17 protein-coding genes are annotated in these 21,828 nt (G+C 41.4%); 10 read left to right on the forward strand and 7 right to left on the reverse strand.

Annotated elements, in window-relative coordinates; translation table 11 throughout:
- The first annotated feature begins 29 nt into the window (after nt 1-29).
- The 7 genes from BM386_RS18805 to BM386_RS18835 all read left to right on the forward strand — a co-directional run bounded on the left by BM386_RS18805 (nt 30) and on the right by BM386_RS18835 (nt 7,301).
- On the forward strand, nt 30-1,217 hold the full coding sequence (locus tag BM386_RS18805) for an exo-beta-N-acetylmuramidase NamZ family protein (protein WP_091697065.1): 1,188 nt from the start codon (nt 30-32) through the stop codon (nt 1,215-1,217).
- A 41-nt stretch (nt 1,218-1,258) separates the two neighbouring features.
- Nucleotides 1,259-2,188: a methionyl-tRNA formyltransferase gene (fmt, locus tag BM386_RS18810; RefSeq protein WP_091697222.1), complete on the forward strand. Its 930-nt coding sequence runs from the start codon at nt 1,259-1,261 to the stop codon at nt 2,186-2,188.
- Nucleotides 2,189-2,373: 185 nt separating this feature from the next.
- Nucleotides 2,374-3,303, forward strand: coding sequence for a DUF4412 domain-containing protein (locus tag BM386_RS18815; protein WP_091697067.1), 930 nt, complete (start codon nt 2,374-2,376; stop codon nt 3,301-3,303).
- A gap of 64 nt (nt 3,304-3,367) precedes the next feature.
- A complete protein-coding gene (locus BM386_RS18820; protein WP_091697068.1) occupies nt 3,368-3,868 on the forward strand; it encodes a dihydrofolate reductase in 501 nt (166 codons plus the stop codon).
- Between the two features lies 1 nt (nt 3,869).
- Nucleotides 3,870-4,655: an SDR family oxidoreductase gene (locus tag BM386_RS18825; RefSeq protein WP_091697070.1), complete on the forward strand. Its 786-nt coding sequence runs from the start codon at nt 3,870-3,872 to the stop codon at nt 4,653-4,655.
- Between the two features lie 4 nt (nt 4,656-4,659).
- Nucleotides 4,660-5,910 (forward strand): competence/damage-inducible protein A, encoded by a 1,251-nt coding sequence (locus BM386_RS18830; protein ID WP_091697071.1) that lies wholly within the window; start codon nt 4,660-4,662, stop codon nt 5,908-5,910.
- 95 nt (nt 5,911-6,005) lie between these two features.
- Entirely contained in the window at nt 6,006-7,301 is a 1,296-nt protein-coding gene (locus BM386_RS18835) for a dihydrolipoamide acetyltransferase family protein (RefSeq protein WP_091697073.1), read from the forward strand.
- A gap of 35 nt (nt 7,302-7,336) precedes the next feature.
- Here BM386_RS18835 and BM386_RS18840 read toward each other — a convergent pair whose 3' ends face one another.
- The 5 genes from BM386_RS18840 to BM386_RS18860 all read right to left on the reverse strand — a co-directional run bounded on the left by BM386_RS18840 (nt 7,337) and on the right by BM386_RS18860 (nt 15,339).
- Nucleotides 7,337-10,204 carry a PAS domain-containing hybrid sensor histidine kinase/response regulator gene (locus tag BM386_RS18840; RefSeq protein WP_091697075.1) on the reverse strand — a complete coding sequence of 956 codons (2,868 nt, stop codon included), beginning with the start codon at nt 10,202-10,204 and terminating at the stop codon, nt 7,337-7,339.
- Nucleotides 10,204-11,211 carry a hypothetical protein gene (locus tag BM386_RS18845; RefSeq protein WP_091697077.1) on the reverse strand — a complete coding sequence of 336 codons (1,008 nt, stop codon included), beginning with the start codon at nt 11,209-11,211 and terminating at the stop codon, nt 10,204-10,206. The genes BM386_RS18840 and BM386_RS18845 overlap by 1 nt, the downstream gene beginning before the upstream one ends.
- Nucleotides 11,212-11,233: 22 nt before the next feature.
- The gene (locus BM386_RS18850; RefSeq protein ID WP_091697079.1) at nt 11,234-11,473 is read right to left on the reverse strand and encodes a hypothetical protein; all 240 of its coding nucleotides are present in this window, start codon (nt 11,471-11,473) and stop codon (nt 11,234-11,236) included.
- Nucleotides 11,473-11,886, reverse strand: a complete 414-nt coding sequence (locus BM386_RS18855) for an OsmC family protein (protein WP_091697080.1) — start codon at nt 11,884-11,886, stop codon at nt 11,473-11,475. The genes BM386_RS18850 and BM386_RS18855 overlap by 1 nt, the downstream gene beginning before the upstream one ends.
- 75 nt (nt 11,887-11,961) lie before the next feature.
- Nucleotides 11,962-15,339 carry a methylmalonyl-CoA mutase family protein gene (locus tag BM386_RS18860; RefSeq protein WP_091697081.1) on the reverse strand — a complete coding sequence of 1,126 codons (3,378 nt, stop codon included), beginning with the start codon at nt 15,337-15,339 and terminating at the stop codon, nt 11,962-11,964.
- 422 nt (nt 15,340-15,761) lie between these two features.
- Here BM386_RS18860 and BM386_RS18865 point away from each other — a divergent pair, with 422 nt between their 5' ends.
- From BM386_RS18865 to BM386_RS18875, 3 genes are all read left to right on the forward strand, one after another.
- Nucleotides 15,762-17,054, forward strand: a complete 1,293-nt coding sequence (locus tag BM386_RS18865; protein WP_091697082.1) for an acetyl-CoA hydrolase/transferase family protein — start codon at nt 15,762-15,764, stop codon at nt 17,052-17,054.
- 73 nt (nt 17,055-17,127) lie between these two features.
- Entirely contained in the window at nt 17,128-18,474 is a 1,347-nt protein-coding gene (locus tag BM386_RS18870; RefSeq protein WP_091697084.1) for a sugar porter family MFS transporter, read from the forward strand.
- Nucleotides 18,464-19,327, forward strand: a complete 864-nt coding sequence (locus BM386_RS18875) for a PfkB family carbohydrate kinase (RefSeq protein WP_091697086.1) — start codon at nt 18,464-18,466, stop codon at nt 19,325-19,327. The genes BM386_RS18870 and BM386_RS18875 overlap by 11 nt, the downstream gene beginning before the upstream one ends.
- Before the next feature lie 120 nt (nt 19,328-19,447).
- Here the strand turns inward: BM386_RS18875 and BM386_RS18880 are convergent, their stop codons facing one another.
- Both BM386_RS18880 and BM386_RS18885 read right to left on the reverse strand, forming a co-directional pair.
- The gene (locus tag BM386_RS18880) at nt 19,448-19,936 is read right to left on the reverse strand and encodes a hypothetical protein (protein ID WP_091697088.1); all 489 of its coding nucleotides are present in this window, start codon (nt 19,934-19,936) and stop codon (nt 19,448-19,450) included.
- Nucleotides 19,937-20,129: 193 nt separating this feature from the next.
- Nucleotides 20,130-21,812 (reverse strand): AMP-binding protein, encoded by a 1,683-nt coding sequence (locus BM386_RS18885; protein WP_091697089.1) that lies wholly within the window; start codon nt 21,810-21,812, stop codon nt 20,130-20,132.
- Nucleotides 21,813-21,828 lie beyond the last annotated feature (16 nt).

Here is a 21,828-nt window from a genome sequence, read left to right on the forward strand (position 1 = left end):
TAATTTGTTCGATGAGACCGCAAAATAGCATGAAGCAAACGAAACTTTCGCCCTTTATTTACTTTTTGAGTTTAACACTCTTAATTCTCTCCACTTCTAGCCTGACTATGGCCAGACAAAATAAGCCTCTACCCGGCGCAGAACGTCCAGAACTCTATTTAGAACAGCTGCAAGGTAAGCGCATAGGCATTGTCGCCAACCAAACCAGCATATTGACTCACAGCGAAAATAAGCATGTGGTTGATTTTCTTCTGGAAAAAGGAGTAGTCGTAAAAAAGGTTTTTGTGCCTGAGCATGGATTCAGAGGTCAGGCTGATGCAGGTGAAAAAGTAGATAACTCAGTAGATGCCAAAACTGGCCTTCCGATAATTTCGCTTTATGGCAACAATAAGAAGCCAAAACCGGAGCAAATTCAAGATCTAGACATCCTGATTTTTGATTTGCAGGATGTAGGCGTACGGTTTTATACCTACATCAGTACGATGCACTACCTGATGGAAGCCGCTGCGGAAAATGGCAAAAAAGTCATCATTTTCGACAGACCCAATCCTAATGGATCTTACATTGCCGGGCCCGTTTTGAAAGAAGGTTTTGAAAGCTTTGTGGGCATGCACCCCATTCCGGTTGTTCATGGATTGACTGTGGGTGAGCTGGCGCAAATGATCAATGGAGAAAAATGGCTCAAAGGTGGCTTGAAAGCTGATTTGGAAGTGATTCCTGTTGGAAATTGGAATCATAGCACCCCATATAATTTGCCTGTAAAACCTTCTCCAAATTTGCCGAATGATTTATCGATCAAACTCTATCCAAGCACCTGCTTTTTCGAAGGAACAATTGTTTCTCTAGGTCGTGGCACACATTTCCCATTTCAGGTTTATGGCTATCCAGACCCAAAATTTGGTGATTTCACCTTTACTCCGGTGAGTATTGATGGCATGTCAAAGAATCCTCCCCATCAAGATAAAAAATGCTTTGGGGTGGATTTGAGAGGCGAATCTATGATGCATGAATTTACATTGAAGTATCTAATTGATGCCTATCAAAAATCAGGAAAAGGTCAGGCTTTTTTCAATAATTACTTCAACACACTTGCCGGTACAGATCAGTTGAAAAAGATGATCATGGAAGGGAAAACTGAAGCTGAAATCACTGCTAGTTGGAAAGTCGATTTGGATAAGTACAAAGAGCTTAGAACCAAATACCTGATTTACAATTGAGTTTGAAAATTTCGAATTCTAAATCTCAAATCAATTTCACGATGAACAAAAATCTTAGAATCATATACATGGGCACGCCTGAGTTTGCAGTGCCTGCTTTAGAACTACTAGTTGAGAATGGCTGGGATATCGTCGGTGTGATCACTGCGCCTGACAAGCCTAGAGGACGCGGCCAGAAGTTAATCCCTTCTCCGGTGAAGGAAGCAGCACTGAAACTTGATTTGAATATTCTCCAACCCACCAACCTTAAATCACCTGAATTTCAGGAAGAACTCCGCGCATTGAAGGCTGATTTGCAGATCGTAGTTGCATTTCGGATGCTTCCTGAGTCAGTTTGGAATATGCCTCCATTAGGCACATTCAATCTTCATGCTTCACTTCTACCCAATTATCGTGGTGCCGCTCCGATCAATTGGGCGATCATCAATGGAGATACTGAAACCGGCGTTACGACTTTCTTTTTAAAACATGAAATCGACACTGGAAGTATTATCTATCAGGAAAAAACACCTATTCTAGCTGAAGATGACCTCGGATCAGTTTATGAAAAATTGATGACTTTGGGATCGAAGCTTGTGCTCAAAACAGTCGAAGACATAGCCGAAGATAAAGTCCAAGCACTTCCTCAGGACGAATCCAAAGCGATCCATCATGCTCCCAAGATTTTTAAAGAAAATGGCGAGATCGACTGGAACAAGTCAGCTGAATCCATTCATAATCTGGTACGAGGATTATCCCCTTATCCAGCTGCTTGGACCAGGTTTGATGATAAAGTTTGCAAAATTTACAAGACGAAATTCGATCCAGCTAAGGAGACTAATAAGGCAATTGGAGAGATTCAAACGGACAACAAAACCTATTTGAAAGTCCAGACCGGAGAAGGAGTGTTGGAGCTTTTGGAGCTTCAGCTAGAAGGTAAAAAGCGCATGAAAGTGGACGATTTATTGAGAGGCTATAAATTTGGATCCTGATGGTGAGACTCATTTTTTAAACAAAGCAATTAGCAAATCTTCGCTGATTTTCGATTACTATTTTTTACCAAAACTAACCCTCATGCAATTATACTCCACCAAATTAAATCATTGAACACTTTACCTTTTACCTGATTTTTAGGAACTTGTATTGAATCAAAAACCAATTTTTAAACCAAATAATTATGAAAAGCTTAGTAAAATATTTCGTGGTACTTCTCATTTTTCCTTTCAGTTCCATCACTGTTGAAGCTCAATTCATTAAGAAAATCCAAAATGCCGCTAACAGGGGGGTGGAAAGAGCCATAGAAAAAAAGGTAGAAGAAGAAGCAACTAAAATGACCCAAAGACAGCTCGAAAAATTGTTTTCGGATATGTATGGAGATAGTGAAGGAAATGCAGCTGGAAACATAGATATGAGTCAAATAATGAAAGGCCTAGGTGAGCCTGTTGATACGGAAGACGAATACGATTTTTTTGGATACTTAACACTGGAAATGGTCAGCACAAATGCTAATGGCAAAGCTGAGGATCCTTTTCAGTTGAAATCCTATCTGGCTGAATCCACCGACTACACCGGAATGGAGCTGATAGACCCTAAAAACCCAAAAGCTACTACTGCGATGGTCTTTGATGTGAAGAACCAAGCTTCCATTGTATTCTTAGACAATAAGGGTGAAAAATCAAGCTTCGCCTACAAATTGGATATGGATGCTATGGATGAAATGGTGGACGAAAATATTGAATCAACTTCTGAGGATTATGAGGTATCTATAGAGAAAACGGGCAATACCAAGGACATCTTAGGTTATCCTTGCGAAGAGTACCATGTAGTCAGTGAAGATGGAGAAGGCTACTACTGGATCACAGATAAACCCATAGGTGGATATGCTTCATTTTGGGGCAGTAACAGCCCGATGATGACTTCAAAAGCCCAGGAACGATATGCCCAGCATTTCAACAATATGCCTGATGGCAATTTCATGGAGCTGACTTTCACTTCTACAGATTCCGAAAAAATTGACATGAAAGTGATAGAGATAAATGAGTCCGCTCCCAAATCTCTGACCATGGCGGAATATCCCAACCTCATGAATTCCATGAAGGAACAGTAATTCTGGCTTTTTTTATTTTTTATGGGGTGCTCGCCTATTATCTTCAAGGCAAGAAGGATTTTGCATGAAGATATCACTAATAGCCGCATTGGCTGCCAATAATGTAATTGGTAAAGAAAATGACCTCGTTTGGCGATTGCCAGATGATTTCAAACGATTTAAGAGACTCACTTCCGATCATTACATACTTATGGGGAGGAAGACTTTTGAGTCACTGGGAAAGCCGCTGCCAAACAGAACGCATCTCGTAATCACCCGAAACAAAGACTATGAAGTACCGGAAGGGCATTATGTGTTTGAAAGTGTAGAAAAGGCTTTTGTATTTTGCCAAAAACTGAAAGTAGATCACCTCTATGTGATCGGTGGTGGCGAAATCTATCGTCAAACCTTACCTTTAGCTGACGAGTTAGTACTCACTGAAGTGGAAGCTAGACCCGAAGGAGACACACATTTCCCAGAATTCGACAAGGAAAACTGGAAAGTTACTTTCAGTGAATACCATCCCGCTGATGATCGCAATCAGTACCCTTTCACCTACGTCAATTACGAAAGAATCCACAGGTAACATGTCAAAAAAAGTAATCTGGATCACTGGAGCTTCGTCCGGTATTGGAGAGGCTTCGGCTTATAAATTCGTAAGTGAAGGCTACCAAGTAATACTTTCTGCACGAAATAAAGAAGCACTGGAACGAGTCAAAACATCCAGTTCAAATCCTGAAAACTGCAAAGTGCTTCCTCTAGATCTGATGGATCAGGTTTCGTTTCCAGTAAAAACTGCTGAAGCAATTGCTGCTTTTGGACATATTGATATGGTCTTGCACAATGGAGGAATCAGCCAGCGCTCTTTGATCAAAGACACTCCAATGGAAGTGGATAGAAAGCTTATGGAAGTAAATTTCTTTGGCACTGTTGGATTAACAAAGGCAATTCTCCCCCATTTCATTCAGAGAAAATCCGGACAATTTGGAGTCATTTCATCCCTGGTTGGCAAGTTTGGCTCTCCATACCGTTCAAGTTACGCCGCTGCAAAGCATGCCTTGCATGGTTTTTTCGAGTCACTTCGGCTGGAGCATTTTGAGGAAAATATAGCTGTGACGATGATCTGCCCAGGATTTATCAAGACGGATGTTTCCAAAAATGCTCTGACTGCTGACGGTACTCCACTCAATGAGATGGATAAGGCTCAGGAAAATGGCATGAGCGCGGAAGAATGTGCGAAGGAGATTTTTAAGGCACTAGAAAAGAAAAAAGAAGAAGTGTATATCGGAGGAAAGGAAACTTTTGGGATTTATCTAAAACGATTTGTCCCAACAATCTTCACCAAGATTCTTCGTAAATCAGAAGTTAGATAAAATAATGAAGGTCGTTAGAGCAGAAATTATAGCCATCGGAGACGAATTGCTCTATGGGCAAATTGTAGATACAAACAGTCACTGGATCAGTCAGGAACTCGATTTAATGGGTGTCAAAGTGGTCAGGAAAACGACAGTGGGTGATGACAGAAAGGATATCCTGGCGGCTTTTGCATCTGCGGAAGCTAGAGCTGATATCATTTTGATTACTGGAGGACTGGGTCCTACGCAAGATGATCTGACCAAACCACTGATGGCAGAGTATTTTAATTGCCCAATTGTAGAGAATCCAGCAGCTGTGGAAGCAGTCACTGAATTTTTCAAAAAGCGGGGAAGAGAAATCACTCCATTAAATATTCTACAAGGCCACCTACCTGCCTGCTGTACTTATGTGCCAAATGAAGTGGGAACTGCTCCAGGAATGTGGTTTGAACGAAACGGAACCTACTGGATGTCTATGCCAGGCGTGCCGCATGAGATGAAGAAGTTGATGAGAGACTTTGTCTTACCAAAACTACCTACGCTATTTCCACTTCCCATCATCGTCCATAGAATGGTGAAAACAGTTGGTATTGGAGAAAGCTGGCTGGCGGATTTGATACGGGAATGGGAAAATGCTTTGCCTAAAAACATACGACTGGCCTACCTCCCATCCCTAGGTCACGTCAAACTTAGACTTACCGGATTTGGGCAAGACAAAAACCAAATTGAAAAAGATATCCAAAAGCAAATCGACATGGTCTTGCCCAGCATTGAAAAGTATGTGTATGGCTATGACGATGAAACGCTTGAAAGGGCAATAGGGAAGCTTTTGACTACAAGTCAGAAAACTGTAGCTTTAGCTGAAAGCTGTAGCGGAGGTTATATTTCCCACCTAATTACCAGTATTTCCGGGAGTAGTTCGTATTTTCAAGGAGCAGTAATCCCATACCACAACCAATTCAAAAATGAAATCCTTCAGGTTAGGAATGAAACTTTATCCACATTTGGAGCGGTTAGCGAAGAGACTGTCGGAGAAATGGCAACTGGAGTAAGAAAGTTATTCAACTCAGATTTTGGTTTGGCAAGCAGCGGCATCGCTGGTCCAAATGGAGGAACAGAAGAAAAACCAGTAGGAACCGTTTGGATTGCCTGTGCAGGAGAAGGGTTCGTTGAAACCAAAAAACTTCAGCTAACTCAGGATAGAATGCTTAATATACAATTGACTGGAGTAGCAGTTTTGAACCTTCTCAGAATTTGTATTACGGAGAAATAACAAATAAAATTTCTATTGAAAGGTTTGTGATCCTGTTTTATAAAATTTAATTTTAAAACTTGTATATAAACCCAATAAATCATTAAATCATAACCATGGCGATTGTAGAAATGCTAATGCCCAAAATGGGCGAAAGTATCATAGAAGGTACGGTGTTGACCTGGCTGAAAAGTGAGGGTGACACTATAGAACAAGATGAATCCGTCTTAGAAGTTGCCACGGACAAGGTCGATACAGAGGTACCCTCTACCCATGCAGGAGTGTTAAAGCAGATCCTTGCCAAAGAGGGAGATGTGATAGCTGTGGGAGCTCCAATAGCAATTATAGAGACTGAAGGAGAAGGGAAAACAGTCCCTTCAAAGCCGCAGTCTACTGCTGATTCGCCGAAAGAAGACCTGATTGCAGCAGCTCCAGAAAATACAGCCGCTATTCTCAAATCATCAGAATCAGCAAACTCCATTGACTCCGGGGATGATAGATTTTACTCACCACTTGTACAAAGCATCGCTAAGGAAGAAGGAATATCTAAGGCAGAGCTAGCCAACATACCTGGTACCGGTAAAGATTCCCGGGTGACCAAACAGGACATGTTGAATTACCTAGATTCGAGAGCGTCCTCTGTTAAAGAATCCTTGACTATACCATCTATCTCCACACCTAAAGTCCAGGTAAGCGTGTCCGGTGAAGACGAGATCATCGAAATGGATCGCATGCGAAAAATGATTGCGCAGCGAATGGTGGAATCAAAACGCATATCTGCTCATGTCACTTCATTTGTGGAAGCTGATATGACGAATATCGTATTGTGGAGAGAGCGCAATAAGTTGGATTACAAAGCCAAATTCGGGGAGTCAATCACCTATACGCCTTTCTTTATAGAAGCAGTGGCAAAAGCTATTCGGGACTTCCCGATGATCAACATCTCTGTAGATGGAGATAGAATCATACGGAAAAAAGATATAAATATCGGCATGGCGGTAGCTCTTCCAAACGGAAATCTGATCGTGCCGATCATAAGAAAAGCCGATCAATTGAACCTTGTGGGTATTTCCAAAAAAGTCAATGAACTGGCAAATTTGGCGCGTAACAATAAATTAAACGCTGATCACCTTGCAGGTGGTACCTATACCGTTTCGAACGTTGGCTCTTTTGGCAATGTGATGGGAACCCCTATAATCCCTCAGCCTCAAGTAGCAATCTTGGCAGTGGGTGCAATCGTGAAAAAACCTGCTGTAGTAGAAACACCCACCGGTGATGTGATCGCTATCCGACACAAAATGTTCCTATCCCATTCCTATGACCATAGAGTAGTAGATGGTTCTCTTGGAGGGAAATTTGTCAAGCGGGTTTCTGATTACCTGGAAGCATTTGATATCAATACTCCATTATAAAGAACAAGAAAGCCGGCTAAAAACCGGCTTTTTTATTATACTTTTTTAGCTGAGAATTTACACTTTAAGGAATATTCCTTTAGTTTCTCAGCCAGGGAAATCAGTCTGATCGGCTTCATCAAGTAATCATCCATTCCTGCTTCTGCTGCTTTTTTCTGATCTTCATCGAAGACATTGGCTGATAACCCTACAATGTAAACCTGCCCTATTTCACCCAGCTTTCTGATTTCTATGGAAGCGTCCAATCCGTTCAGCACTGGCATTTGTACGTCCATTAATATGATGTCGTACTCTTTTTGTTTGATGCTTTGTAGCGCTTCATTGCCATTTCTAACTACATCAAAAGCATAGCCCAATTGCTCTAACATCAGTTTCATGAGCTGTAAGTTTAACTCATTATCTTCAGCCAAAAGAATGCGAAGTGGGTATTCCTTTGCCATTCCATTCCAATTCATTCGTTTGGGCAGTAATGCCAAATGATTTTCTCCTGCATTTTCAGGCGCTTTTTTCACTATCACTGAGAAAGCGAAGACTGAGCCTTTACCCAGTTCACTTGTGATAGTCAACTCACCCCCCATCAACTCTACAATCTTCTTTGCGATAGCCAATCCCAGTCCAGTTCCTTGGTAACTCCTTGAATTAGAGCTTTCCACTTGGTAAAAAGGATCAGTAAGCTTGGGAATTTCTTCTGCTGGAATACCTATTCCGCTGTCCTGAACTATACATTTGAGAAAATTGATCCCTCCAGATATATGCTCTAGTTCAAGTTTCACTAAAACAGTCCCACCTTTTGAGGTGAATTTGACAGCATTTCCGACAAGATTGAGAATAATCTGATTGATTTTTTCAACATCCCCTTCCATCAACTCCTTCGTTTTAGGCTGAAGGATAGTCTTTAGTATAATACCTTTCATTTGAGCCAAACCGGATAGGATTTGAACCTGTTTTTCCAACTCATCTGCCGGACAGAAACTAATGGAGTTGATTTCTATTTTACCTGCTTCAATTTTAGAATAATCGAGAATATCCTTGATGATATTCAATAAGGAGTTGCCAGAATTTTTGATGACATCCAGATATTGGAGCTGTTGATCATCTAGCTCTGTCTGATCTAGGAGATCTATTATCCCTAGAAGTCCATTCATCGGGGTTCTAATCTCGTGACTCATATTTGCCAAAAACTCGGACTTGGCTCTACTTGCCTGATCTGCCGCATTCATCGCCTCTACCAAGCCCTTTTCCCAGATCCGCTGACTCGTGATATCCTTGGTAATCGACATCATCCGCTTTGAATCCAACGGGAAAAATCGAATTTCAAAGTACTGGTTTTCATCCTCAGTAGTGAAATTCAAGTCAACTGTCTGAATTTGCTCGGTTTTTCTAGCGAGATTAAATGCAAATTTCGTTTGCTCACGTTGCTTTTCTGGCACCAGATCAAACACAGATTCCCCTATGACAGAGGTTCCTAGTGATTTTAAGAATTTTTGATCCTTCGCATAGGACTCTAACAGAATCCCCTCATTATCGTAAGCTAAAATAATATCCGGAATGTTGTCAATAAGGTTTTGAAGGCGTTTGCCGCTTTCGATCAACTCCTGTTTACTTTGAAATTGATCAGAAATATCCGTGCATATTCCCAATCCCCCGTTGAATCTCCCCTGCTTATCGAAAACTAACTTTTCGAAAATCCTTAGTCTTACGACTTTGCCATCCGGCCTGTGAAAATCATATTCCACATTGATAAAGGATTTATTCTGGCTGATAGCACTCCTCACCAAACCCTTTACATTCAGAGCATCCCGATGACCCTCTTCTCCTTTGAAGGCATTCAAAAACTCAGATTTTGGATGTCCCAATACCTCCTCCACCTCATCTGATACTCTGGTGATCTGCCCCTTATAATCATGAAAAAACACAAAACCTCTAAGCTCCTTGAGCAATATGTTTTGCTGGTCAAACAATTCAGAAATTTCCCTGGCATTTTCTTCAAGCAGCCTTTGGGAATCAAGTCTATTTTGTAGTGAAAGCGTAAAAAATACCACAGTGCCGATAAGCAAAAATACAAATCCAGTAAACAGAAAAAGGTAAGTATTATATATACCACCGGGGACTGAACTTGATTCAATCATAAACAAAAGCGCTACATTTTCATATATACTGCCAAAATCAAAGGGATACTGTACCAAAACGCCCGAGCCGGAAACCTCGTCCTGAATCCAATCAATCTCATAAATTCCAATAATCCCTATAGAGGCATCATTTCGAATGTTCTTAAGAGATACCCTATCAATCTCCAGATCAGATTCACCATTCTCTGAATCAAGGCTAAGTAACTCCTCCCCAGCCAGAAGCATTTTCTTTCCATTATTATTTAAATAATAATGCGTGACAAAATTCTGGGTATAGCGCACAGGGTTTAATAAAAAGCTGACTTCAAATCCTTGTCCACTACCTTCAGAAAAATATAGATAATCTCGATCCAGCTTTGTAGGCACCTCTTTTTCATAGTTATTTCTTATGAAATCGTTTCTATCACTGAAAGTCATAAAAACCACAGAGTCCTGCAGATTGACCCAAACCGTATCAATAAGTCCTGGATAATTATTGAAAATTTTCCTGACAGACTTTGATAAATCATCTCTGAAATCATCCGGATCCAAATCCTCATCTTCCAGGTAATCTGTGAGCCCTACAGCAGTTTCTTCGAATCTGTCAATTGCCAGCTCAATCTCGGTTGCCGCAAGTTCTGTTTGTTTCCTCAGAAACTCCTTTCTGGATTTGATTTCTGCGTTTGAAATCGCAATAAAAAAACTAACCCCTAAGAGGATTACCAGAAACACCAAGCCTGTCCCAATAACAAGAGTTAGCCAAAAATCTCTGCGATATCCTTTTCTAGTCTTCATTAGGAACCAGGAACAATTTCTATCAAATACCAATCTAAGAGATTAAAGGGGGCTGAGTAAGCTGCCACTGGACTGAAATCGTCCTCAAAAAAGAAACTCTTTTCCTTATTTAGAATAATTGCTTTGGCCATTTCCCTCACTTCATTATTCTTACTATTGAACAGATTGAAATCTGAAACCCGATAATTATCAGACAAAATAGTCTCTCTATACACATGATTCAATAAAGGCGGAAAACTAAGTGCTTCTATCGCCCCAGAATTTCCCCCTACAATATCGCCTTGGCTATTCACGATTAAGTACTCCCCTTTCTTGTCATCTAGATAGCGACCAAAAATCTCTTCTACAGTAATATCTATTCCCAAAACTGCATATAATTCACCCTTATCGATAACCGGGTGCACCAAAGATAGAATCCAGCCTCTGCCTGCTGGATCTATATAGACCTCAGGTATCCACTTTGGGCCTTTGTCGGGATTATGTTCGAAATCTCCTTCGTAGAAGAAATTGAAGCTTGTCAGATCCAGCACTGGAGCCAAAAGAGTTTTCGAATCATAAGCAGGAAAGACTCGTGAAACTTGATCTACGGTATTATAATATACCTGAGCTATCATTCCGTACTTTTCAAGTGATGTATTGAAAAGAGAGTCCATATCATTCGTGATCAATACATTTTCCATGGATTTTTCAAAATCACTGGTGGTATTAAAAACTACAACTGTGCTTAGCTTATCGGAATCTTGAGGTTTATTGGTAGAAAAGCCCTTATCAAATTCATACTTTTTCGTATCTGCAATTTTGAGAATACTATCTCTATTTGCCAATAGAAATTCGAAATGATCCTTCAACAAAATGATCTCTTCTTCAAGCTGAGCAAGTTCAGACTCCATTTCCAAAATGATAGAATCATCAAATTCAAATCTTTGTTGCTGCTGACGCCTATCAGACGATTCGCAGGACAGCAAAAAAATGAAAACGGGGAAAATCCAAGGAGAAAAAGACTTCATAGGAATCAAACTTATCGGGAATTTATAAATTACCCACTTCTGCCCGAAATGATTCTCCCATTTCTTTGAATCTAATTTTAACTTTTTCAAAAAATTCTCCAGTCCAAAAAACCTCCAAATCAGCTTCTTCTAGCACATCAGTCTCAGGAATTTTGAAGGTCTGCTCCATCGGTCCCAATTCAAACTTGAGTATGTATTTGTTATTCCAGGAGAACACACTTATTCGAATGTCCTTCTGATTGAATTCCTTGACAACCCGCATTAAACTGTTCTTACTTCTGAGGAAAATGTAATATTCGCCTTCAGTGAAGAAGCTACAGAGCAGTATTTCTCCACAGATAACGCTACAACTTTCGCAAACTCCTCATCCTTAGCATCTGGAGAAATCAGGATAAACTTCATGTGGATGTCAGTATAAAAAGCAGGAACACCTTCGTTTCTCTCTCCTTCTACTTCCACTATGAAGTCCAGAACAGTTTTACGTTTCTTCTTCATCATGAGAACGGCATCAACTGATGCACAAGAGCCTAGTGCAGAAAGTATCATATCCATAGGAGATTGAGCTTTTTTCTCGGCTGGATCATACATATCAATTTGAACCACATTTCCCTGAGGATTTACAGCCTCGTATTCATGATCCGCTTTCATGCGAACCGTCACATTTCTTTTTGCCATCTCTTTTTATAATTACAGAATCTGAATGTTATTAGTAATTTTCAAATTTTTCAATTTTACAATCTTTAAATCTGCCTACATATTTCGGCGATACTGCCCGCCCACTTCATAGAGTGCATGGGTAATCTGTCCAAGTGAACAATACTTCACAGCCTCCATTAGTTCCTCGAAGATATTCTCATTGTTAACGGCTACTTTTCGAAGTTCCTGAAGATGCTTTTCTACCAAATCAGGATTAGCAGCATGGAGAGTTTCCAAGGTTTTGATCTGCGCTTCTTTTTCATCTTTTTCGGCACGGATCACTTCGCCTGGGGTCACAGTCGGCGATCCATCAGAGGAGAGGAAGGTGTTTACACCGATAATCGGAAATTCTCCGGTATGCTTCAGCATTTCATAATGCATACTTTCCTCCTGTATTTTGCCACGCTGATACATGGTCTCCATAGCACCTAATACTCCGCCACGCTCAGTAATCCTATCAAATTCTACATATACAGCCTCTTCTACCAAGTCAGTCAATTCCTCAATAATGAATGCACCTTGGATAGGATTTTCGTTCTTCGCTAAGCCCAATTCCTTATTGATTATCAATTGAATAGCCATCGCTCTGCGAACTGATGCTTCAGTAGGCGTAGTGATCGCTTCGTCATAAGCATTGGTATGCAGGGAATTGCAATTATCATAAATCGCATACAGCGCTTGCAGCGTGGTTCGTATATCGTTGAAGTCAATTTCCTGGGCATGAAGTGAGCGACCGGAAGTCTGAATATGGTATTTCAACATTTGTGAACGCTCGTTTGCGCCATACTTGAGCTTCATGGCTTTTGCCCAGATTCTTCGGGCTACTCTGCCTATCACTGCATATTCCGGATCGATACCGTTCGAGAAAAAGAAGGAAAGGTTTGGAGCAAATTGATTGATGTCCATACCACGGCTCACGTAGTACTCTACATAAGTAAAACCGTTGGAAAGTGTCAATGCCAACTGTGTGATTGGATTTGCTCCTGCTTCCGCAATGTGGTAACCAGAGATAGATACTGAATAAAAATTACGGATACTTTGATCAATAAAGTATTGCTGCACATCACCCATCAATCGGAGAGAAAACTCGGTGGAGAAGATACAGGTATTCTGCGCCTGATCCTCCTTGAGGATATCCGCTTGAACAGTTCCTCTCACCTTGGCGATAGTATCTGCCTTGATTTTCTGATAAACTTCTGCTGGAAGAACCTGATCTCCCGTGACCCCAAGTAGCATCAGACCTAAGCCATTATTTCCTTCAGGAATTTTTGCATTATAGGTTGGTCGGGAAAGGTTTCTGTCTTTGTAGATCCGATCGATTTTCTGATCAATCTCTTTTTCAAGGCCATTCTCCTTGATAAAGACCTCACATTGCTGGTCAATTGCAGCGTTCATAAAGAAAGCAGTCATGGTAGCAGCTGGACCATTAATAGTCATTGACACAGAAGTCATTGGATCTACTAAGTTAAAGCCAGAATACAACTTCTTTGCATCATCCAAACAACATACACTCACACCTGAATTCCCTATTTTCCCATAGATATCAGGACGATGATCTGGGTCTTCTCCGTACAATGTCACCGAATCAAAAGCAGTTGAAAGCCTTTTTGCAGCCATATCCTTAGACACATAGTGAAAGCGCTTATTTGTACGCTCTGGCCCACCTTCACCCGCAAACATCCGGGTTGGGTCTTCCCCTTCTCTTTTAAATGGAAAAACTCCAGCTGTGTATGGAAACTTACCTGGCACATTTTCCCGTAATCCCCATTTCAAAATATCTCCCCACGCCTCATATTTAGGCAAGGATATTTTCGGAATTCTAGAATCAGAAAGTGAAGTGGAGTAGGTTTTAATCTTGATTTCCTTATCCCGCACCTTGAAGACATAGAAGTCTTCAGCGTATTTGGCGGCTTCTCCAGGCCATTCCTCCAGCCACTTTTTATTTTTTGGATCAAACTCCAATTCCACTTGTGCATATACTTCCTGAAGTTCTTTGATCAAGCGATCCTTGTCCTCCACTTTCGTGTTTTGTATCGCTTCTATGGATTTGGTGATGCTGTAAAGCTGTTGAGCGATCTCCTTCTGCTCATCCACCCAGACATCGTAGTTTCTATTAATCTCCGAGATCTCAGAAAGGTATCTGGTTCTTGCTGGGGGAATAATATAAATCTTCTCAGAACTTCCTGCTGTCAAAACAAAGTCACTACTCATCTCAGGATGGCTTTCAGCAATCTTGGATATCAAAGTGCGATACAGCTGATTCATCCCAGGATCATTGAATTGGGATGCTATTGTTCCGAAAACTGGAAGCTCCTCGTCTTTTGCTTCCCAGAGATTATGATTGCGCTTAAACTGCTTCTTCACATCTCTAATAGCATCCAAAGCTCCTCTTTTATCAAACTTATTCAATGCAATCACATCGGCAAAGTCAAGCATATCGATTTTTTCCAACTGGGAAGCAGCTCCATATTCCGGTGTCATCACATACAGTGAAAGATCTGAGTGCTCAATGATCTCCGTATCAGATTGACCAATACCGGATGTCTCCAAAATCACCATATCAAATCCAGCAGCTTTCACTGTATCCACAGCATCCTGCACATATCTCGAAAGTGCAAGATTAGATTGCCTGGTAGCCAAAGAGCGCATATAAACACGTGGATGATGAATCGCATTCATACGAATTCTATCTCCAAGTAGTGCTCCACCAGTTTTCCGCTTAGAAGGGTCAACAGATATGATAGCCAATGTCTTATCTTCGAAATCCATAATGAATCTCCGAACCAATTCATCCACAAGGGAAGACTTACCAGCACCTCCTGTACCGGTAATCCCAAGCACTGGAGTTTTACATTCCTTGCTTTGCTTTCTTACTTTTTCCAGCAAGGAAGTGGAGTTTTCTGGGAAGTTTTCGAAGGCAGAAATTGCTCTTGCTACATGCTCTTTATTTTCCACTCCGAGTACAAAACCTTCTGGCAATTCATCTCCGATGGCAAAATCACATTGGCTGACCAGATCATTAATCATCCCTTGCAATCCCATAGAACGCCCGTCATCCGGTGCGTAAATTCTATTGACACCATACTCCTGAAGCTCTTTAATTTCCTCTGGAAGTATAGTCCCTCCTCCTCCACCGAAAATCTTCACATGTCCCGCTCCTTTTTCTCGAAGCAAGTCATACATGTATTTGAAAAACTCCACATGCCCACCTTGATAGGAAGTAATAGCGATCGCTTGCACATCTTCTTGAATGGCACAATCCACAATCTCCTGCACAGATCGATTGTGGCCTAAATGTATCACCTCACAGCCGGTGGACTGAATGATACGACGCATGATGTTAATTGCAGCGTCATGTCCATCAAAAAGTGATGCCGCCGTTACAATTCTAATGTGATTTTTGGGTTTATAGCTCTCAGGAATCGTAGTCATGGAGTTGGTTTAGCTTGGTAATTAATCTTTTTGATTTCTGCCAAAGAGGCTCTTTTACCTCAATCTGCTCAGTTCACAAATATACTAATTAATAGGGGGCTTCACTTTCGTATTTGTATAAAAAACAAAATATAATTTGGCTGAAACCAAAGCGCTATTTGTTACTTTCTCTCCTTATTTGAAGATTTTTTCCGACCTTGGAAATCAAGCTTTAAACCTATTTAAAGATTTATATCTGCAATTGCACCAGTAAAAGGTAAAAAGCGACTTAAAGTATGGTTAACACTAGCGTTGTTGGTACTTCAGCCTGTCCCGCTCCTGCGGGAGTCACCCGTCATCGGTCTTCCAGCCTGATAGGCAAAAAAAGAGGTCACTGGCATCATTGCGGATAATCAGATATTTTAATCTCCATTTTCACTCCTATGATCACTTATGTCAGCCCCGAAGTTGCGGTTTCTTCCGTCCAAAGCCATCAGCGTGTTTTCATCCATGGCAGTGCAGCTACGCCAACCACCCTATTGTATGCCTTGGCGGCGAGAAAAGATGAACTGAAAGACGTGGAAATAGTTGCAATTACCACATTGGGAGACATGCCTTTAGCAGCTGATGACTGCAAGGAGAGTTTTTACATGAACTCGCTTTTTGTTTCTCAAAATGTACGAAAAGCAGTCAATTCCGAAAATGGCGGATACATACCTATTTTTCTAAGTGAAATTGGCCATCTTTTTAGACGAAACATCCTAAAACTAGATGTGGCAATAATTCAGGTTTCTGAGCCGGATGCACATGGATTCTGTAGCTTAGGCACTTCTGTGGATGTAGCGAAGCCAGCGGTGGAAACTGCCAGAACGATTATTGCCCAAGTAAACAAGCAAATGCCAAGAACGCACGGGGATGGACAAGTTCACATTTCGAAGTTTCACGCTGCGATCCATGTAGATGAACCCTTACCTGAAGTGAATTATGGGGACAAAATCACAGATATTGAGCGGCAAATAGGAAATCACTGTGCATCCTTGATAGAAGATCGTTCGACACTTCAAATGGGAATCGGTGCGATTCCTGATGCCGTTCTTGACTCTCTAAAGCAACACAAGGATCTGGGCATACATACAGAGATGTTTTCTAATGGGATTTTAGGCTTGCTTAATTCGGGTGCAATTACCAATAAGTACAAGAAAAAACACCCAGGCAAAATAGTGTCAGCTTTTGTGACTGGCAGCCGTGAACTCTACGATGCCATAGATGACAATCCGGAATTCTCCTTCCACGAAGCTGCTTACGTCAATGACACCGCAGTAATTCGTAAGAATCCAAAAGTAATCTCCATCAACAGTTGCGTGGAAATGGATCTCACTGGTCAAGTCTGTGCGGATTCTATCGGGAGCTACCAATATTCCGGTGTGGGTGGGCAAATGGACTTTATGCGTGGAGCATCTCTCTCTGAAGGAGGAAAACCGATCATGGCCATGACATCCGCCACCAGAAATGGAACATCCAAAATAGTCCCATTTCTCAAAGAAGGCGCTGGAGTGGTCACCACCAGAGCACATATGCAATATGTAGTCACTGAATATGGAATGGTCAACCTTTATGGAAAAAACTTGCGGCAGCGAGCCTATGAACTGATGCGGATTGCGCATCCTGACCATAGAGAGGATTTGGAGGAAGCCATCATCAAACGATTTGGCAGCGCTGTATATCCTTTTAGGTAAAGCAATACAAGATTACAGTTTTGATTTATTCCGCTTCTGGTTAGTTTAGCAAACTTTACTAAACCCAGAATACATGAACTCCAAACAATACGCCTTTTTTATCTCTATCACTGCTGCGCTGGGTGGTTTTTTATTTGGTTTTGACACCGCTGTCATTTCGGGTGCTGAGCGAGCCATCCAGGATGTATGGAAATTAGACGATCTTACGCATGGTCTGGCGATAGCCATGGCACTTTATGGCACTGTCATCGGAGCATTGGTTGGAGGGATTCCTGCGGATAAGTTCGGTAGAAAAAAGAGCTTGCTCTGGATCGGAGCCCTTTATCTGATTTCAGCTGTTGGATCTGGAATGGCACCTGATGAGTTTTCTTTCATGTTTTTTAGGTTTATAGGAGGCTTAGGCGTTGGCGCGTCTTCCGTAGTGGCGCCTATGTATATTTCCGAAATCGCTCCTGCCAAAAACCGAGGCTTACTGGTAGCGCTCTACCAGTTCAATATCGTATTTGGAATTCTGATGGCTTATTTATCAAACTACCTGATAGGAACGGCAGGAATAGCAAATGACTGGAGATGGATGCTCGGCATGGAGGCAGTTCCGGCATTGATCTATACTGTAATGATTTTCAGAATCCCTGAAAGCCCTCGCTGGCTGATCGCCAAATTCAATGATCAAATCAAAGCCCGTGAAATCCTGACCAGAACTGATCCAGATGGAGTAGATGAAGCCATTCGATTAGCAATTATCGAGGAGCAAAGCATCAGGCAAAAAGGCAGTTTCGCTGCCCTTTTTAGCAAGGCATTTATTTCCACCACCATGCTGGCGATTTTCATTGCCTTTTTCAATCAGGTTTCCGGCATCAATGCAATCATCTATTTTGCACCGCGTGTATTCGAGATGGCGGGAATCTCAACAGAATCTGCACTCTTTTCTACCATAGGAATAGGCGTAGTTAACTTGCTCGCGACCTTTGTTGGGTTGTATTTAATTGACAAAATCGGAAGAAAAAAACTGATGTATATTGGGTCGATTGGTTACATCATTTCCCTATCACTGATGGCTTACAATTTCCTAGTGGGAGGAATTGACAACTACTGGTTGCCCATCTTTGTCTTTTCATTCATCACTTCACATGCAGTAGGACAAGGTGCTGTTATTTGGGTATTTATATCGGAAGTTTTTCCTAACGAACTTCGTGCCTACGGTCAATCTATCGGCTGTTTTACCCACTGGATTTTAGCAGCTCTCATCGCCAATGTATTCCCTTATTTTGCCAATCAATTTGGCCCGGGATACATCTTTGCCTTCTTTGCACTTATGATGGTCTGGCAACTGCTTTGGGTGAAATTCAGAATGCCGGAAACCAAAGGCCGATCTTTGGAAGAGATTCAACAAGACTTACATAATACCAATGCAGCATAAAGTAGTAGTATTCGGAGAAATGCTTTGGGATTGCCTACCCTCAGGTCCAGTACCTGGAGGCGCTCCAATGAATGTCACACTGAACCTCCATCAGTTAGGATTAGACTCAAGGTTGATTTCCGCCATTGGGAATGATGCGGAAGGCGAGCAACTCATTGAGTTTCTAAAGACTTTCAACCTGCCAGTAGATCTCATTCAAGTAAATGAAGCTCATGAGACTTCAAAAGTCCTCGTAAATGACGAAGATCCAGAGAACATCAAATACACCATTGTATCCCCGGTAGCTTGGGACTTTATTCACTGGACCAAGGAAATGGATCATTCTGTAGCAGATTCCGATGCTTTCGTTTTTGGGACACTTGGCGTTAGAAACTCAGAAAGCCTCACTACCCTTCTGAAATTGCTTCATCATAAAACCTTGCGGGTATTCGATGCAAATTTCCGCCCGCCATTTTATGATTTTGAGATCATAGAAACCCTACTTGGGTTTACAGATATCTTAAAAATCAACGAGGATGAGCTGGAGATATTTGCAGATTATTTTGTGATAGACCCAACCATTGAAAGTGTCTGTGGGCATTTAGACACCCATTTTCCTATGGATTTGATCTGCGTAACCCAAGGTTCTAAGGGAGCAATTATTTATAAAAATGGAGAAATATTTAGCCATTCTGGCTACAAAGTTCAGGTTGCCGACAGTATTGGGGCTGGGGATGCATTTTTAAGCGGATTTGTCAAAACGTATTTGGATAAACTGCCTCTGGATAAAGTTCTGGACTTTGCTTGTAAACTAGGGGCATTTGTAGCCAGCAAAAAAGGAGGAACGCCGAGGTATAAGATTTCTGAATTATAAAATAGTACACACTAGATATCAGCCTCAATTTTTCAGGTGAAAAATGAAAAGCATATGAATAGTTAGTAGTAGACACTATAGTTATACTAGGTTAGATTGGTCAACTACTAGTGAATTTCATCATTCGTCATCATCATCCTCTATCTCGCACCATGGATGCCAAAATTTATAAAAGCTCAAGCTAAGGCTTCCCTCTTTATCCAAAGATACAGATACATTCATTTGACAATAGCGCTCATCAAACTCCCAATATCTACCTGCCCAATCACCTAATAGTATTTTCTCTTTTTCCTCATCTAGCAAATACAACATCAACTTTTCATCAGCTCCATAGATTTCCGCAAGGTTCTCTATAAGCGAACCTAAAAAGACCATTTTATCATTAGAAAAAGTAGGGAGAATGAAACTAGTCAAAGTCAACATCATGGACTTCCGCACTTTCAAAATCGTAAATAATCCGCATAATGGATCTGAAAGTTCTTTGGAATAAGATGGTATTTCTTCAAAGTGTTTCATGTTGAACTCTAGATCCGAAGGCAGATCATCAGGACCAGGAAATTCCCCAAATTTAAATTCAAGCAAAGACTCCACTTTCTCAATAAAACCCATAGAGCTAGTTTTAAAATGAAACAAAAAATTTAAAGGATTTACATCAGTTCAATTTCCTAAAATCTCTGAAATTAGTTCTAGAAATGGTTGTATTTTTCTTGACTAAAAACCAAAAAATATTTCAAAAAAAATGGTCTGCATTTCTACAAACCATTTCTCTGGAATTTATCAAATCAACTATTGATCCTGCAAACTATTTTCCCATCTTCGCCATATGCCCTTCCTTAATCTTTCTCCTCAAAATCTTGCCCACATTGGACTTTGGTAGTTCGTCGGTGAAGTGAACTTCCTTAGGGCATTTATAATTGGTGAGGTATTCGTGGCAATGGGAAATGATCTGCTCCTTGGTGATTGACTTGTCTTTGGCCACCACATAAGCTACCACTCGCTCTGTGGATCTTTCATCAGGAATACCGATTACACCGACTTCCAACACACCGGGAAAGGACGCTATGGCATCTTCCACTTCATTTGGATAGACATTGAAGCCTGACACCAGGATCATCTCCTTTTTACGGTCCACAATCTTGGTAAAACCATCCTCATCCATCACTCCTATGTCGCCGGTCTTAAACCACTCTCCCATCATCACCTCAGCGGTTTCCTTTGGCTTATGCCAGTAACCTTTCATGACCTGCGGGCCTTTGATACAAATTTCGCCCCGCTCTCCTACTGGAAGGATATTTTCCGCATCATCGATAACCATGAATTCAGTGTTGGGAAGCGGAATCCCGATAGTACCATTTCGTTCTGTGCCATCGATAGGATTACAGGAAGCCACAGGGGAAGTTTCTGTAAGACCATAGCCTTCGGCCAAAGGAGTTCCAGTCACGGCCAGCCATTTTTCTGCAGTAGCTTTCTGCACCGCCATTCCGCCGCCAACGGATATTTTCAAACTACTGAAATCTAAGGTTCTAAACGATTCCTGATTTAGCAATCCATTAAAGAGTGTATTCACCCCTGTAAAAACGGTAAACTTCTTTTTGGACAGATCCTTGCAAAAAGCCGGCATATCCCGCGGATTGGTAATCAGGAGATTGTGTGCTCCGATCTTAAGCATCGCAAGACAATTTACTGTCAGGGCAAAAATGTGGTAAAGTGGCAAAGCAGTAATGACTATTTCCTCACGCTCCTTCAGTTTTGGCTTCATCCAGGCAGAAATCTGCTGCATATTAGCCACTATGTTTCCATGTGTCAATTCAGCTCCTTTAGAGACACCGGTAGTACCGCCTGTATATTGGAGGAAGGCTGTGTCGGCTAAGCTGAGTTCTACTGGTTTGAATTTGTGATTTGCTCCCTGAGTCAAGGCTGATTTGAAGGAAACAGCATTGGGAATCGAAAAGGCAGGCACCATTTTTTTGATGTGTTTCACTACCAAGTTGACTAGAATTCCCTTCAAACCTCCAAGCAAATCACCCAGTTCGGTTACGATCACGTGTTTGGCAGGAATTTCGTCTAGAATTTTCTCCAGATTATCCGCAAAATTGGCAACAATAACAATCACTTCAGCTCCAGAATCCTTGAACTGATGCTTCATCTCCGAAGAAGTGTATAGCGGATTGGTATTCACTACGATCATCCCCGCACGGATCGCACCAAACATGGCCACCGGATACTGCAGGGTATTTGGCATCTGTATGGCTACCCGGGTGCCTTTTTTCAGTCGTAAGACCTGAGTCAAATAGCAGGCAAAATCTGCACTTAGGTTGTTTAAGGTATTGAATGACATTGTTTTCCCCATGCATTCATAAGCCACAGCGTCTCCGTATTTTTTTACACTTTCCTCAAAAAGCTCTGCGACGCTGGAGTAGGCTTCGCAATCGACTTCTTTAGGTACAGATTCAGGGTAGTGCTTAAACCAGGGAAAATCCTTCATAATATCAGTTATTGTT

It is taken from the genome of Algoriphagus locisalis (genome assembly GCF_900116615.1).
In the GTDB taxonomy this organism is placed as follows: Bacteria; Bacteroidota; Bacteroidia; order Cytophagales; family Cyclobacteriaceae; genus Algoriphagus; species Algoriphagus locisalis.

What these genes read in the sequence shown, in the direction of transcription:
- BM386_RS18830 (WP_091697071.1), top strand. Translation starts at nt 4,660, where the DNA reads ATGAAGGTCGTTAGAGCAGAAATTATAGCCATCGGAGACGAATTGCTC.
- BM386_RS18815 (WP_091697067.1), top strand. Translation starts at nt 2,374, where the DNA reads ATGAAAAGCTTAGTAAAATATTTCGTGGTACTTCTCATTTTTCCTTTC.
- BM386_RS18870 (WP_091697084.1), top strand. Translation starts at nt 17,128, where the DNA reads ATGAACTCCAAACAATACGCCTTTTTTATCTCTATCACTGCTGCGCTG.
- BM386_RS18850 (WP_091697079.1), bottom strand. Translation starts at nt 11,473, where the DNA reads ATGCGGGTTGTCAAGGAATTCAATCAGAAGGACATTCGAATAAGTGTG.
- BM386_RS18880 (WP_091697088.1), bottom strand. Translation starts at nt 19,936, where the DNA reads ATGGGTTTTATTGAGAAAGTGGAGTCTTTGCTTGAATTTAAATTTGGG.
- BM386_RS18820 (WP_091697068.1), top strand. Translation starts at nt 3,368, where the DNA reads ATGAAGATATCACTAATAGCCGCATTGGCTGCCAATAATGTAATTGGT.
- BM386_RS18875 (WP_091697086.1), top strand. Translation starts at nt 18,464, where the DNA reads ATGCAGCATAAAGTAGTAGTATTCGGAGAAATGCTTTGGGATTGCCTA.
- BM386_RS18840 (WP_091697075.1), bottom strand. Translation starts at nt 10,204, where the DNA reads ATGAAGACTAGAAAAGGATATCGCAGAGATTTTTGGCTAACTCTTGTT.
- fmt (WP_091697222.1), top strand. Translation starts at nt 1,259, where the DNA reads ATGAACAAAAATCTTAGAATCATATACATGGGCACGCCTGAGTTTGCA.
- BM386_RS18855 (WP_091697080.1), bottom strand. Translation starts at nt 11,886, where the DNA reads ATGGCAAAAAGAAATGTGACGGTTCGCATGAAAGCGGATCATGAATAC.
- BM386_RS18825 (WP_091697070.1), top strand. Translation starts at nt 3,870, where the DNA reads ATGTCAAAAAAAGTAATCTGGATCACTGGAGCTTCGTCCGGTATTGGA.
- BM386_RS18805 (WP_091697065.1), top strand. Translation starts at nt 30, where the DNA reads ATGAAGCAAACGAAACTTTCGCCCTTTATTTACTTTTTGAGTTTAACA.
- BM386_RS18865 (WP_091697082.1), top strand. Translation starts at nt 15,762, where the DNA reads ATGATCACTTATGTCAGCCCCGAAGTTGCGGTTTCTTCCGTCCAAAGC.
- BM386_RS18860 (WP_091697081.1), bottom strand. Translation starts at nt 15,339, where the DNA reads ATGACTACGATTCCTGAGAGCTATAAACCCAAAAATCACATTAGAATT.
- BM386_RS18835 (WP_091697073.1), top strand. Translation starts at nt 6,006, where the DNA reads ATGGCGATTGTAGAAATGCTAATGCCCAAAATGGGCGAAAGTATCATA.
- BM386_RS18885 (WP_091697089.1), bottom strand. Translation starts at nt 21,812, where the DNA reads ATGAAGGATTTTCCCTGGTTTAAGCACTACCCTGAATCTGTACCTAAA.
- BM386_RS18845 (WP_091697077.1), bottom strand. Translation starts at nt 11,211, where the DNA reads ATGAAGTCTTTTTCTCCTTGGATTTTCCCCGTTTTCATTTTTTTGCTG.